This is a genomic window from Micromonospora pallida (assembly GCF_900090325.1).
Lineage (GTDB): Bacteria > Actinomycetota > Actinomycetes > Mycobacteriales > Micromonosporaceae > Micromonospora > Micromonospora pallida.
Genome location: NZ_FMHW01000002.1, coordinates 4,839,451 through 4,853,387, shown reverse-complemented (window position 1 = coordinate 4,853,387; position 13,937 = coordinate 4,839,451). Strand labels below are relative to the sequence as shown.

Genomic DNA, 13,937 nt, shown 5'->3' with positions numbered 1-13,937 from the left:
CAGCCGGAAAAGGTCAGGTCCTCAGGTCGGAGCGGATGAGGAAGCGGACGCCCTCCGGAGCCTCCAGCGAGAACCCGCTGCCCCGCCCCGGCACCACGTCCACGGTCAACGTGGTGTGCCGCCACAGCTCCCACTGGCTCGCCGACATCCAGAACTCGACCGGCTCCGGAACCCCCTCGATCTCCAGCGCCGCGAGCCGGACGTCGGACGCCCCGGTGCGGAACTCGCCGGCCGGGAAGCACATCGGGGCGCTGCCGTCGCAGCAGCCGCCGGACTGGTGGAACATCAGCGGCCCGTGCTGTCCTCGCAGCGACCGGATCAGCTCGGCCGCCGCAGGGGTGACGGTGACAGGTGACGCGGTGGAGCCCGACCGCTTCCCCGGACCGGGCGACACCCCGCCGCCCGGCCCGCCGGGCTCCGCCGCGTCGGGACCGGCGGTCATCAGAAGAAGCCGAGCTTCTTCGTGGAGTAGCTGACCAGTAGGTTCTTGGTCTGCTGGTAGTGCTCCAGCATCATCTTGTGGTTCTCCCGGCCGATGCCGGACTGCTTGTACCCGCCGAACGCGGCGTGCGCCGGGTAGGCGTGGTAGCAGTTCGTCCAGACCCGGCCGGCCTGGATCGCCCGCCCCGCCCGGTACGCGGTGTTCATGTCCCGGGTCCAGACGCCGGCCCCCAGCCCGTACAGGGTGTCGTTGGCGATCTTGACGGCGTCGGCCAGGTCGGCGAAGGAGGTCACCGAGACCACCGGGCCGAAGATCTCCTCCTGGAAGATCCGCATCGAGTTGTCGCCCTCGAAGACGGTCGGCTGCACGTAGTACCCGCCGGACAGTTCACCGCCCAGGTCGGCGCGCTCACCGCCGGTCAGCACCCGCGCGCCCTCCTTCCGGCCGATGTCCAGGTACGACAGGATCTTCTCCAGTTGGTCGTTGGACGCCTGCGCCCCGATCATCGTCTCGGTGTCCAGCGGGTGCCCCTGCCGGACCGCCTTCGTCCGCTCGACGGCGGCGGGCAGGAAGTCGGCGTAGTGCCCCTGCTGGACGAGCGCCCGGGACGGACAGGTGCACACCTCGCCCTGGTTCAGGGCGAACATGGTGAACCCTTCGAGGGCCTTGTCGAGGAAGTCGTCGTTCGCCGCGCTGACGTCGTCGAAGAAGATGTTCGGGCTCTTGCCGCCCAGTTCCAGGGTGACCGGCTTGATGTTCTCGCTGGCGTACTGCATGATCAGCCGCCCGGTGGTGGTCTCCCCGGTGAACGCCACCTTCGCCACCCGGGGCGAGGAGGCGAGGGGCTTGCCCGCCTCGACGCCGAAGCCGTTGACGATGTTGATCACACCGGGCGGGAGCAGGTCGGCCACCAGCGAGAGCCAGTAGTGGATCGACGCGGGGGTCTGCTCGGCCGGCTTGAGCACCACCGCGTTGCCGGCGGCGAGCGCCGGGGCGAGCTTCCAGGTCGCCATGAGCAGCGGGAAGTTCCACGGGATGATCTGCCCGACCACACCGAGCGGCTCGTGGAAGTGGTAGGCCACGGTGTCGTCGTCCAACTCGCCGAGGGAACCCTCCTGCGCCCGGATCGCCCCGGCGAAGTAACGGAAGTGGTCGATTGCGAGAGGGATGTCGGCGGCCAGGGTCTCCCGTACCGGTTTGCCGTTCTCCCAGGTCTCGGCGACGGCGAGGTCTTCGAGGTGCTCCTGCATCCGGTCGGCGATCCGGTTGAGCAGCAGGGCCCTCTCGGCCACCGGGGTCCGCCCCCAGGCGTCGGCCGCGCCGTGCGCCGCGTCCAGCGCCTTCTCCACGTCCTCGGCGGTGCCCCGGGCCACCTCGCAGAACGTCTGCCCGGTCACCGGGGTCGGGTTCTCGAAGTACCGGCCGCCGTGCGGCTTCACGTACTCGCCGCCGATGAAGTGGTCGTACCGGGACTGCCAGTGCGTCGGCGCGTCGTAGCGCGTCATGGATACCTCCGCCGTCCGTCCGGAAGGATGCGACGGCGGCCACGCTAGTTACCGGGACGTTGCAACGACGTTGCGTGCGTGAGTCCGTACTCCTGGGAGAGCTGCTGGACCCGGGCCACCGCGAGTGGCCGGCGGGGCGTGCCCGGCGGCAACGCCCGCGCCAGGGCCTGCCAGGCGGCCAGGTCGTCGGCCCCGGCGGGCGTCGCGGTCCACGCCGCGAGCGCCGTCGGGTCGCCGCCGGCCAGCACAGCCGCCCGCACCTGCCCGTCGACCAGCCGGCGCAGTCGCGCCACTCCCGGCGCGTCCGACCCCGGCAGCAACGATCCCGGGTACGCCTCGAGCGCGCCCGCCACGTCACCACGTTCCAGCAGCTCCGCGACGGTACGGAAGTCCGCCCGGACGGTCCCGCGCAGCCGGTACGGGCGGGAGTCGAGTAGTTCGGGGCCGAGGATGCGGCGCAACCGGGACAACTCGGCGCGCAAAGTCACCGGGTGCAGCCGGTCGTCGCCGTAGAGGTCCAGGCCGAGCTGCTCCCCGGTCCGCCCCTGCGGGTGCTGGAGCAGCAGCACCAACAGTTCGCTGTGCCGGCGGCCGAGCCGGATCCGCCGCCCGGCGACCCGCAGTTCCGCCTCGTCCCGCCCGAGCGCGGTCACCGTGACCACGTCCGGCGCGATCGGCAGGCCCGGCCCCAGCGGCCCGGCCAGCCACGCCTCGGCCGCCCGCGCGGTGGCCCGGACCAGGGCCAGGCTCTGCGGATTCGCCAGATGGTCACCGCCGGTGATGTCGACCGCGCCGAGCAGCCGCCCGGTGGCCGGGTCGTGGATCGGCGCGGCGGCGCAGGTCCAGGGCTGCACCGGCCGGCTGAAGTGCTCGGTGGCGAAGATCTGCACGCTGTGGTCGACCGCGAGGGCGGTACCCGGAGCGTTGGTGCCGGCATGCGTCTCGTCCCACCGCGCGCCCGGTACGAAGTTCATCCGCTCGGCCCGCCGCAGCACCCCCGAATGGCCCTCCACCCAGAGCAGCCGCCCGTACGCGTCGCAGACCGCCATCAGGTGCGCCCCGTCCTCGGCGATTCCGCCGAGCAGGTCCCGGAAGAGCGGCAGCACCCGGGCCAGCGGATGCGCCGCCCGGTAGCTCTCCAGGTCGTCGCCGGTCAGCTCGACCGGCGGGGTGCCCTCCGGGTCGAGCAGTGCTCCCGCCGACCGCCGCCACGACCGGTGTACCACGTCGCGTACCTGCTGCGGACTGGTGCCGCCGGTCAGGAACGCCTCGTGGGCGGCACCGACCTGGGCGATCCGTTCGCCGGGATCGGCACCGACTTCCAGGGCGAGCCACGGGTCAGCCACGGCCACCTCCTCGCCCCCATCGTGACCCAGCTCACCCCCGGTCGCCAAGGGCGCGCCAGGGACCCGATGCCGTGGCTGGGCGTCGGCCACGGCATCGGGTTCTCGGCGACCGGTGGATGACCGCCGGACGGAGCTGTCCTCTCGTCGGCGAGTGCCCAACGGTCGCTGGCGGCTCAGCCGCGCGTCGGGACCTTCGGCATTTTCTGGAGCTTGGTCCGCATGTCAGCCATGGCGACTTCGCCGGGGGCCTTCCCGTTGGCCGGGCCGTCGGCGTAGGTGGCATCCACGAACCGCGTACCGGCGAGCCGGTAGACGAAGTTCGGAGTCATCGCGGGCGCCTGCTCGGAGTCGACCGTGTCGATTTCGGCGCCGAAGACGACCAGCTTGGCGCTGGGGCGGAAGGTCTCCTTGGCGGGGGCGTTGTGAATGACGTACCTCAGTCCGTCGGCCTCACCACCCATGGACCGGATGGTGACCTCGGAGCCCGGCCGCAGATCGCCCCGGTACACGCTGTCGACCCGGATCACCACCGGGGTGTAGACGGCCTCGAATTTCTGCCCGCTGTCGAGCAGGTCCGTGACGCGTACGTCCGGAAGGACCGAGACCACGGTGCCTTCGAACACGTTGGTGTTACGGAAGAATGTGAGAGCACTTTCCGGGCTGCTGTCGAGCTTGTAAGGCTCGGCGGTGATCGTGCGGGGAGCCGGGGCCGCCGCGGGCGAGTCGCTGTTTTCGGTGCCACAACCGGCGAGCAGTCCCATGGCGAGTGCGGCGCTGGCGACGATCGCCGCGCCGGGCCGGGCGATACGGAAGTCGATCATCAAGCGCTCCTAGTAGATGGCCGTGACCCCGGCGATATCATCGCTGTTCACAAAGCGACGGGTGCCAGTATTGATGGTAGACATGACGGACTGTTGTTCCGCGCTCGTGTACGAAGTTCCGTCCGTGCAGGGTCCCGGCCACGGGTGGGCAAGGCCGGTGAAATGGCCTACCTCGTGCACTGCGACGGTCTGCACGTCCGCGATACCGGCGTTGATGTCCTGGCTGGCGTTGACCCAGGTGTACTGGGTGGAAAGGATCAGTTCGCCACCGGAGTGGGTGGAACCACTGACCATGGTCAGGGCGATACCGGGCGCGCTGCCCATGAGCGGCGAGTAGGAGTGGGAACCACGGAAAGCGTAGATCAGCCATCCGGTGGTGTACGTCGGTGTGGTGTAGCTCAGAGCTGAGCCGCTCTGGTTCCACTGGGTCAGTCCGCCACTCAGTCCGGTACGCATACCGGTCGGGAAGGTCGTGTTGACACCGATCGTCTTGGAAAAGCTTGTGTTGTTCCACGTCGTCATTCCCGAGCGGCAGTACGCCGCTGCTGGACTGGCCGTGACCGCGGTTGCGCCGACTGCCGTGACGGCAACCGTAACGGCCATTCCCAATGATCGGCCGACTTTGGGCATGGACGCCCTCCTTCTGGCGGCGACTGGATTTCGGGCCGTAACAATATCAGCGAAACGAATAGATCGGTTTCTCTGGAAAAGGTTTCTTCTGATATGCCCATCTTGGCAGTTCTTCTGAAGTGACGCGGTGTCGGAAACGTGACCGTGGTCCGTGGCCCGCCAACTCCCGATCGATGGCGACGCAAGGAGATCCCGGGCTGGGGTGACACACGCCCGGTCCGTTCGGACCTGTGCCCCGACTCTGGCTCCCATGGTCATGGGCTGCGCGGACAGCCACTGTGGACGGACGGGCCGGTGGCCACGGCGAGTGGGCGATCAGGGCAGGTTGTCCGGAGGGTGTGGGGCGGTCCGACCCGCGCCGGGCATGGCCTGATCGATGTCGATAGCAGGCGGCACGGCGGTTACCGGCTGGGGCGTCGGCGACGACACTCGGCGCTGTGACGCAGCAGCCACCACCGTTCCCGCCGTACCAGCCGCCGTCCGGCCCCGTCCCACCGCCCGGCCACCTTCCCCCGCCCGACTATTTCCCCGCACCCGGGTACGGTCTGCCCGTCGAGGGCCAGCCGGGCTGGTTCAGCCGGCTCACCGCCGGGCAACGGACCGCACTGCTCATCGGCGCGGGGGCGTTGACGTTCGTCCTGCTCTGCTGTGGCGGCCTCACGGTCATCGGCGCGACGGCCGAGCCGCCGCCGCAGAAGTCGCGCCCGGCCGCAGCCGCTGGCGTCGAGGAGCCGTCGGCCTACCCGGAGCCCAGCGTGGCGTCGCCACCGGCCGCGTCGCCGTCGTCGGCTCCGTCGGCCACCCCGTCGATCTCGCCGTCTCCCTCACCGGTGGTCGAGACGCGGACGGAGACCGCGACGGAAAAGATCCCGCACGGTACGCGGACGGTGAAGGACTCCTCCCTCGCTGAGGGGAAGCGGGCGGTCCGTACCCGGGGTGTCGACGGCGTACGGACCCTGACCTACCAGGTCACCGTCACCGACGGCGCGCAGACCGGACGGAAGCTGGTGCGGTCGGCGGTGACCCGGAAACCGGTCACCGAGGTCGTCGCGATCGGCACCAAACCGGCCCGGCGGTGCGACCCGAACTACAGCGGCTGCGTGCCGATCGCCAGCGACGTCGACTGCGGAGGCGGTAGCGGCAACGGTCCGGCGTACCTGTACGGGGTGGTCGAGGTCATCGGCGACGACATCTACGACCTGGACCGGGACAACGACGGCCTCGCCTGCGAGAAGGACTGAGGTGGTAGGAGGGGTCCCTTGCAGGTGCTTTTCGCACTGCAGGGGACCCCTCCTACCACCCAATGGGCGTGCGGCGCTGACTAGAGGTTCAGGGTGACGCTGTTGATGTACCCGGTGTCACCGGCGGCGGCGTCCTGGACCCGCAGGGCCCAGTTGCCGTTACGGGTCTCCGAGGAGAGGTTGACCGTGTAGGTCTGGTTGATGTTGTCGGCGGAGCCGCCGGCACGGTTGTGCAGGGTGTACACGCTGCCGTCCGGGGCGACCAGGCTGACCACCAGGTCACCGATGTAGGTGTGCACGATGTTGACCGCGACCGTGCTCGTCGACGAGGCGGTGCCGGTGCAACCGGTGACCGCGACGGTGCTGGAGACGGTGGTGTAGTCGCGGATGGTCACGTCCGTGCCGTTGGTCTTCGTGCAGCCGGTGGGCGGAGGGGTGGTGCCGCCACCGACGTAGAGCAGCTTGTTCGGGGAGCCGGTGCCCGGACTGGTCACCACACCGCTGGTGGCGTCGTTGACCAGCTTGTCGCGGACCTGCTGCGGGGTGAAGGTCGGGTTGGCGGCGAGCACGAGCGCGGCGGCGCCGACCACGTGCGGGGTCGCCATCGACGTACCGCTGATGCTGTTGGTGGCGGTGTTGCTGGTGTGCCAGGCCGAGGTGATCGAGCTGCCCGGGGCGAAGATGTCCAGGCAGGAGCCGATGTTGGAGTAGCTGGCCCGGGCGTCGTTGGACTGGGTCGCGCCGACGGTGATGCCGGCGGGGGTGCTGGCGGGCGAGCTGTTGCAGGCGTTCGCGCCGTAGTCGTTGCCGGCGGCAAGACCGTAGGTGACGCCGTCGGCGATCGAGCGGGCGACCGCGTCGTTGAGGGCCTGGTAGAAGCCGCCGCCGAGGCTCATGTTGGCGACCGCCTTCTCCCCGGCGGCGTGGTTGCCGGTGACCCAGTCGACGCCCGCGATGACCCCGGCGTTGGTGCCGCTGCCGGCGCAGTCGAGGACCCGTACGCCGACCAGGGTGACGCCCTTGGCCACGCCGTACGCGGTGCCGCCGACCGTGCCGGCGACGTGCGTGCCGTGGCCGTTGCAGTCGTCGGCGGTGCCGCCGTCGACCGAGTCGTACCCGGAGATCGCCCGGCCGCCGAAGTCGCTGTGCGCGAACCGGATGCCGGTGTCGATGATGTACGCCTTCACGCCCGCGCCGTTGTTCGCGTACGTGAACGAGTTGTTGAGGGGCAGAGCACGCTGGTCGACCCGGTCCAGACCCCAGGAGGGGGTCGGGGTCTGCGTGGCGGAGATCCGTACCGTGTGGTTCTGCTGGACGTACTTGACCGCCGGGTCGGCGGCGAGCCGCTTGGCCGCCGTCTCCGACATCCGGGCCTCGAAGCCGCGCAGCGCGTTCTGGTACGTCCGGCCGACGGCGCCGCCGTGCTTGCCGGCGAGGCCGCGGGCCTTGGTGCCGACCTCGGGCTGGCCGACCGCGGCGTCCTTGAACACCACGATGTACGAGTTCTCGACGGCGGTCGCGCCACCGGCGAGGAGGATCTGCCCCTCGGCGGGGGCTGCGGTCGCCGGGGCGCCGAACGCCACGGCGGCGGTGGCGGCGGCGGTGGCCACGGTGAGACGCCAGCGGCGTCCTGTGGCAGGGGAGTCTGTCATCCCTCGGTCGTTCCTTCCCGCTGAGCAGCGTGTCGGCGACACGCAGGTCGATCAAGGCTGATCGATTGATCGGGATCGTATGGCACCCGCAGCGAAATAGAGAGATGTGTTGATCTATTCGTGATCAACGAAGTGGTCTGGTGTTGCGGGATGGAACTCCTGGTCACTAGGTGGTCGCCCTGTGTGATCAGGGAGGTCCGGGCTTCGCCGGCATGGTCGGGCCCCTGCCACGCGACGTGGCAGGGGCCCGATCGGTCGAGGAGGGTTTACAGGGTCAGGGTCCAGCTGTTCAGGTAGCCGACGTCACCGGCGGCGGCATCCTGAACCCGCAGGGTCCAGGTGCCGTTGCGGGGCTCGGACGACAGGTTGACCGTGTAGGTCTGGTTCAGGTTGTCGGTCGAGCCGCCGGTGCGGTTGTGCAGGACGTAGGCGCTGCCGTCCGGGGCGACCAGGGTGACCACGAGGTCCCCGATGTAGGTGTGCACGATCGCCACCTGCACGGTGCTGGCGGCCGACGCGTTGCCGGTGCAGCCGCTGACGGCGATGGGGCTGGTGACCGTGGTGTTGTCACCGATGGTCACGTCGGTGCCGTTGGTGCCGCCACAGGTCGGCGGGGTCGTCCCGTTGAGCTTCAGGGTCCAGGTGTCGAGGTAGCCGACGTCACCGCTGGCGGCATCCTGCACCCGCAGCTTCCAGGTGCCGTTCGACGCCTCCGAGGAGAGGTTCACCGGGTAGGTCTGGTTGATGTTGTCGGCAGAACCGCCGGTGCGGTTGTGCAAGACGTACGCGCTGCCGTCCGGCGCGATCAGGCTGACCACCAGGTCCCCGATGTAGGTGTGCACGATCGCCACCTGCACGGTGCTGGACGCCGAGGCGTTACCGGCGCAGCCCGAGATGGTGATCGAACTCTCCACGGTGCTGTTGTCGGAGATCGTGGCGTCGGTGTTGTTGGTCTGCGAGCAGCCGGGCGGCCCGTTGACGGTCAGGGCGTACGACGTGCTCTGCGTGGTGACCGGCCCGGTCGCGGTGATGGTCACCGTGTACGTGCCCGGCCCGGTGCTGCCGGTGGTGGCGATGGTCAGGGCGGACGAGCCACCGGTGCTGATCGACGCCGGGCTGAAGCTCGCGGTCGCCCCGGCCGGCAGGCCACTGGCGGTCAGGCTGACCGTCTGCGGGTTGCCGATGGTGGTCGTGGTGCTCACCGTGGCGCTCAGCGACCCGCCCGGGTTGACCGAACCGGCGGCCGGGGACACGCTGATGCTGAAGTCCTGGGTCGGCGGGACGATGTTGCCGGTGTAGAGCAGCTTGTTCGGCGAACCGGTGCCCGGGTTGGTCACCACGTTGTTGGTGGCGTCGTTCACCAGCTTGTCGCGGACCTGCTGCGGCGTGTACGCCGGGTTCGCGGCGAGCACCAGCGCGGCCGCGCCGGCCACGTGCGGGCTCGCCATCGACGTGCCGCTGATCGTGTTGGTAGCGGTGTCGTTGGTGTGCCAGGCCGAGGTGATCGCGCTGCCCGGGGCGAAGATGTCCAGGCAGGTGCCGATGTTGGAGTAGCTGGCCCGGGCGTCGGAGGACTCGGTCGCCCCGACGGTGATGGCGTTCGGCGTGCTGGCCGGCGAGACGTTGCAGGCGTTGGAACCGGACTCGTTGCCCGCCGCGAGGGCGTAGCTGACACCGTCGGCGATCGACGCGGTCACCGCGTCGTTGGTGGCCTGGTCGAAACCGCCGCCGAGGCTCATGTTGGCCACCGCGCGCTCACCCGGGTCGTGGTCGCCGGTCACCCAGTCAATGCCCGCGATGACCTGGGCGTAACTTCCGCTGCCGCCGCAGTCCAGGACCCGTACGCCGACCAGGGTGGTGCCCTTGGCCACGCCGTACGCGGTGCCGCCGACCGTGCCGGCGACGTGCGTGCCGTGGCCGTTGCAGTCGTCCGCCGAGCCGCCGTCGATGGCGTCGAAGCCGGTCACCGCGCGACCGCCGAAGTCGCCGTGGCTGAACCGGATGCCGGTGTCGATGATGTACGCCCGCACGCCCGAGCCGTTGTTCGGGTAGGTGTACGAGTTGTTCAGCGGCAGGTTGCGCTGGTCGACCCGGTCCAGGCCCCAGGAGGGGGTGGGCGTCTGGGTTGCCGCGATGCTGACCTCGTGGTTCTGCTGGACGTACTTCACCGAGGGGTGGGCGGCGAGCCGCTTGGCTGCCGTCTCGGAGAGCTTCACCTCGAAGCCGCGCAGCGCGTTCTGGTAGGTGCGGGCGACCGTGCCGCCGTACTCCCGGGCGAGACTCCGGGCGGAGGAGTCGACCGCGGTACGGGCGACGGATGTCTCCTTGAGCACCACGACGTACGAGTCGGCGACGGCGGTCTCGCCGCCGGCCTGAAGGATGGCACCCTCGGCGGGTGCGGCGGTTGCGGGGGCGGCGAAGGCCACTGCGGCGGCCACCGTGGTGGTGGCGAGGCCGAGGCGCCAGCGTTGCCTGGTGGAGGGAGTGAGAGCCATCTGAGCAGGTCCCTTCCGTGATCGACACGCAAACGACGTGTGATCGACAACTGACGATCAGTTGAGGAGATGCTAGACGGAATGCATGTGAATGTAGATACCCTTCGATTGATTGCCGGGTATCCGACTGGCTGTCGCAGGGGCGCATCGCTACGGCGGTGGTCGCAACCCGCCTGCCGTGTTCGCCACCGAATTCGCGGCCAGTGAGGCTCGCTGCGACCGTTTCCGTGATGATGGCCGTCATCTAGGCTCGGTCTGTGGAGTCCCGTGCCTTCTTCGTCGCCGGTCGTCCCGTCCACGGCGAGTCCGAGTCGACCGTCCACCATCCATACGACGGGCGCATGATCGGGCGTACCAGTCAGGCCACCCCGGAACAGGTCGAAGTGGCCGTAGCGGCAGCCGCCGAAGTAGCCGCGGAGGCCGCAGCCCTGCCCGCGCACGTCCGGGCGGCAGCCCTGGACCACGTCTCCCGCCGCCTCGCCGAACGGGCCGAGGAGACCGCCCAACTGATCACCGCCGAGAACGGCAAACCGATCAAATGGGCCCGCGTCGAGGTCGACCGCGCCGTCTCCACCTTCCGCTGGGCCGCCGAAGAAGCCCGACGCTTCACCGGACAACTGCAACGCCTCGACACCGACCCCACCGCCACCGGACGGATCGCCCTGGTCCGACGGGTGCCCCGAGGCCCCGTACTCGGCATCACCCCGTTCAACTTCCCGCTCAACCTGGTCGCCCACAAGGTCGCCCCAGCCCTCGCCGTCGGCACACCGATCATCGTCAAACCGGCCCCCGCCACCCCGCTCACCGCGCTGCTGCTCGGCGAGATCCTCGCCGAGACCGCGCTGCCCGACGGGATGTTCTCGGTGCTGCCCCTGCCCAACGAGCGCGCCGCCGCACTCGTCGCCGACCCGCGCCTGCCGGTCGTGTCGTTCACCGGCTCCGGACCGGTCGGCGCCGCGATCCGCCGCGCCGTCCCCGACAAACACGTCACCCTCGAACTCGGCGGCAACGCGGCAGCGATCATCTGCGAGGACTGGAACACCGACGAAGACCTCACCTACGCCGCACACCGCATCGCCACCTTCGCCAACTACCAGGCCGGCCAGTCCTGCATCGCCGTGCAACGGGTCTACGTGCACGAATGGACCTACGACGCGTTCCTGCCCCGACTCGTCGCCGCCGTCCAGGAACTACGGACCGGCGACCCCACCGACGACCACACCGACGTCGGCCCGCTCATCTCCGAGGAAGCGGCGACCCGGGTCGAGGCCTGGGTGGACGAAGCGGTCACCGCCGGAGCCACCATCGACGTCGGCGGCCGACGCGACGGCGCAAACTACCCACCCACCGTGCTCACCGGGGTACGGGCCGACGCCCGCGTCAGCGCCGACGAGGTGTTCGGGCCGGTGCTGGTGGTCGCCCGGGTCGAGCACGACCAGGCCGCGTTCGCCGCCGTCAACCACTCCGCGTACGGCCTCCAGGCCGGCGTCTTCACCCACCGCGTCGACGTCGCCTTCGCCGCCCACCGCACCCTCGAGGTCGGCGGGGTCATCGTCGGCGACGTGCCCGCCTACCGGGCCGACCAGATGCCGTACGGCGGAGTGAAGGGCAGCGGCGTGGGACGCGAGGGCGTCCGCAGCGCCATGGACGACTACACCGAACCGAGAGTGCTGGTGCTCACCGGCGTGCAGTTGTGAGGCGGGCTCTCCGCTCCTGACATGGGCGGTCACCAGGTGCCGTCGTCGCGGACCCGGGCGGGGGCACGGCCGAGGAGGAGCGTGGTCAGCGCGGCGTCGATGTCCGCGCCGAGGAACCACTCGCCGGCCTGGTCGAGAGCGAAGACCCGGCCGAGCTCGTCCACGGCGAGGATGCTCTCTCGCGGGCGCTCCGCCCCGATCGGAAAGAGCCGCATACCAAGCACCGCCCCGAAGTCCGCCAGCGAAGCCGCACTGTGCGCCGCACGTAGGGGATTCGTGGTGAAGCGACTGATCCAGACCTGCTCGCCCGGGCCGCGCCGCTTGGAGAGCAGGGCAGGAAAGGCGATCAGCGCCTCCTCGGCAGCGGGAAAGACCTGGTGGCGGTGAGCCGCCGTACCGATCTCTAGCGTGTCTTCAATGGCGCCAGCGGCCAGCGCTTCGTTGAAAATCGTCTGCTGCCAGCCGGCAGTGGCTAGCGCGTGGGCGACCTCGGCTGGGAAGCGGTGGGGGTCGGGGACGGGCTGCGGGTCGGGATGCCATTCCCGGGTATAGGCGAGGTCGGGCCACGGAAGCAGCCTCAGGTTCACCAGGGCCGTGATGCAGGAGGCACATGATTGGTCGGCTGGGCCACCCACCGGGTCGCCTGGTTCGCGTACCCAGAAGACCTCCATGCGCGCGCTTTCCAGCAGCGACAGGTACTCCTCGAACTCCAGCGGATGCTGCCCCTGGAGGGCGCGTTGGTGGTCGTACTCGTGCAGGACGTCGGAGACGACGATCAGTTCGGCGTGCCGGTCCCCGCCCCGTACCAGATGGCCGGCGGGAAGGCTGCTCAGGTAGCCCTGGACGAGGGGGTGGTGGTTCAGGTCGAGGTCGCCCTTCGCGCCCTGGGCGACGTACGTACGGCCGTCGAGGGTCAGATGTGCGGTGGTGCCGGGGGTGGGCAGTCGCCGGATCTCCCGCAGCAGTTGGGCGGCCGGGTCGACGGTGCGGGGTGCCGGCTGGCTCGGCCGACGCTGCCGGTACGTCTGTGCGATGACGTCCGCCGGCAGGCGTGGCCAGTGCGAGACCTCGCCGGTTTCCCGGTCGACGACGGTGGTCGGCAGGTCACCTGGGAGTGTCGGAACGTCACCGGCCACCGTGGATGAGATCACGTATCCGAGGTCGAACTCCTCGACCAGCGGGGCGCACTCGTGTCCGAGGCGCTGCGAGTCACGTCGCGCCCAAACGGTGGCAAGCTGCTCGGCCTGTTGGCGGTCGATCACGCGCTGAAGTTACCCGACCCCACGAACCAATCACGCCCCGGTATGGTCTGGCCTACCCAAGGTGATGGGAGCGGGCATTGGCGGAGAGCGTGGACCGGGACGCGAACCGCGCGTTGCGGGCGCGGTTCGACGAGGTGTACGGCCAGTACCAGCAGCTACGTTCCGGATTGGACGAACTCCAGGTCCGGTTGGCCGAACTGCGGGTCACGGAGCGGTCCGACGACGGCCAGGTGACCGCCACCGTCGGCGCTCGGGGCCAACTCATCTCCGTTGAGCTGCAACCGTCGGTCTACCAGAACCGTGACGCCCAGGCGCTGAGCCGCAAGATCACCTCGACGGTGCAGCGGGCCACCAACGCCGCGACGGCCGCCGTCCAGAACCTGGTCGCCAGCTACCTGCCTGCCAACTCCGGGTCGCCGGACTTCCTCCGGTCGGGCGACTTCGGCGCCCTGCTCGGCCGGACCGACGCGATTATGGGCTACGGCGGTGAACGGCGTGGGTGACGGACAGCTCTGGCTCGACCCACAACGCGCCCGACGCGGCGGCGCGGACCTCTCGCTGGCCGGCCGTGCGGTCCGGGCACGACGCGACGGCCTTGGCGCGGAGATCGCGACGGCGAGTGCCCAGCGGCCCTGGGGCCGCGACGACATCGGCGGTGCGTTCGAGAGGACCTACCGAGGGCTGGAGGCGACCGTGTTGCGTGCCTGGGAAGGGCTGGGCCGGCACATCGAGGGGCTCGGCGCGGACGTGGTGCGGTCGGTGAACGCCAACGTGGAAACCGACACCGGCAACGCCGGCCGCTTCGATCGGGTGAGCAAGCAGCCCCGACACGATGTCCCCTGACCG

12 protein-coding genes are annotated in these 13,937 nt (G+C 70.0%); 4 read left to right on the top strand and 8 right to left on the bottom strand.

What is annotated here, in order from left to right; translation table 11 throughout:
* Positions 1–13 precede the first annotated feature (13 nt).
* From GA0074692_RS19995 to GA0074692_RS19975, 5 genes are all read right to left on the bottom strand, one after another.
* Positions 14–442, bottom strand: coding sequence for a DUF779 domain-containing protein (locus GA0074692_RS19995; RefSeq protein WP_091646727.1), 429 nt, complete (start codon positions 440–442; stop codon positions 14–16).
* Positions 442–1,947 carry an aldehyde dehydrogenase gene (adh, locus tag GA0074692_RS19990; protein WP_091646726.1) on the bottom strand — a complete coding sequence of 502 codons (1,506 nt, stop codon included), beginning with the start codon at positions 1,945–1,947 and terminating at the stop codon, positions 442–444. The genes GA0074692_RS19995 and adh overlap by 1 nt, the downstream gene beginning before the upstream one ends.
* A 44-nt stretch (positions 1,948–1,991) precedes the next feature.
* Positions 1,992–3,293, bottom strand: a complete 1,302-nt coding sequence (locus tag GA0074692_RS19985; RefSeq protein ID WP_091653788.1) for a sigma-54-dependent transcriptional regulator family protein — start codon at positions 3,291–3,293, stop codon at positions 1,992–1,994.
* Positions 3,294–3,466: 173 nt separating this feature from the next.
* Positions 3,467–4,114: a hypothetical protein gene (locus GA0074692_RS19980; RefSeq protein WP_091646725.1), complete on the bottom strand. Its 648-nt coding sequence runs from the start codon at positions 4,112–4,114 to the stop codon at positions 3,467–3,469.
* Positions 4,115–4,123: 9 nt separating this feature from the next.
* Positions 4,124–4,744: a matrixin family metalloprotease gene (locus GA0074692_RS19975; RefSeq protein ID WP_176738515.1), complete on the bottom strand. Its 621-nt coding sequence runs from the start codon at positions 4,742–4,744 to the stop codon at positions 4,124–4,126.
* Between the two features lie 437 nt (positions 4,745–5,181).
* Here GA0074692_RS19975 and GA0074692_RS19970 point away from each other — a divergent pair, with 437 nt between their 5' ends.
* Entirely contained in the window at positions 5,182–5,985 is an 804-nt protein-coding gene (locus GA0074692_RS19970; protein WP_091646723.1) for a G5 domain-containing protein, read from the top strand.
* A gap of 80 nt (positions 5,986–6,065) precedes the next feature.
* Here the strand turns inward: GA0074692_RS19970 and GA0074692_RS19965 are convergent, their stop codons facing one another.
* A complete protein-coding gene (locus GA0074692_RS19965; RefSeq protein ID WP_091646722.1) occupies positions 6,066–7,637 on the bottom strand; it encodes a S8 family peptidase in 1,572 nt (523 codons plus the stop codon).
* 266 nt (positions 7,638–7,903) lie between these two features.
* A complete protein-coding gene (locus tag GA0074692_RS19960) occupies positions 7,904–10,132 on the bottom strand; it encodes a S8 family peptidase (RefSeq protein ID WP_091646721.1) in 2,229 nt (742 codons plus the stop codon).
* 257 nt (positions 10,133–10,389) lie between these two features.
* On the opposite strand from GA0074692_RS19960, the gene GA0074692_RS19955 reads away from it, so the two are divergent.
* Positions 10,390–11,829, top strand: coding sequence for an aldehyde dehydrogenase family protein (locus GA0074692_RS19955; RefSeq protein WP_091646720.1), 1,440 nt, complete (start codon positions 10,390–10,392; stop codon positions 11,827–11,829).
* Positions 11,830–11,858: 29 nt separating this feature from the next.
* On the opposite strand, the gene GA0074692_RS19950 is transcribed toward GA0074692_RS19955, so the two are convergent.
* Positions 11,859–13,091: an SUKH-3 domain-containing protein gene (locus GA0074692_RS19950; RefSeq protein ID WP_091646719.1), complete on the bottom strand. Its 1,233-nt coding sequence runs from the start codon at positions 13,089–13,091 to the stop codon at positions 11,859–11,861.
* A 77-nt stretch (positions 13,092–13,168) separates the two neighbouring features.
* On the opposite strand from GA0074692_RS19950, the gene GA0074692_RS19945 reads away from it, so the two are divergent.
* Positions 13,169–13,594 carry a YbaB/EbfC family nucleoid-associated protein gene (locus tag GA0074692_RS19945; protein ID WP_091646718.1) on the top strand — a complete coding sequence of 142 codons (426 nt, stop codon included), beginning with the start codon at positions 13,169–13,171 and terminating at the stop codon, positions 13,592–13,594.
* Positions 13,587–13,934: a hypothetical protein gene (locus GA0074692_RS19940; RefSeq protein WP_091653786.1), complete on the top strand. Its 348-nt coding sequence runs from the start codon at positions 13,587–13,589 to the stop codon at positions 13,932–13,934. The genes GA0074692_RS19945 and GA0074692_RS19940 overlap by 8 nt, the downstream gene beginning before the upstream one ends.
* The last annotated feature ends 3 nt before the right edge of the window (positions 13,935–13,937 follow it).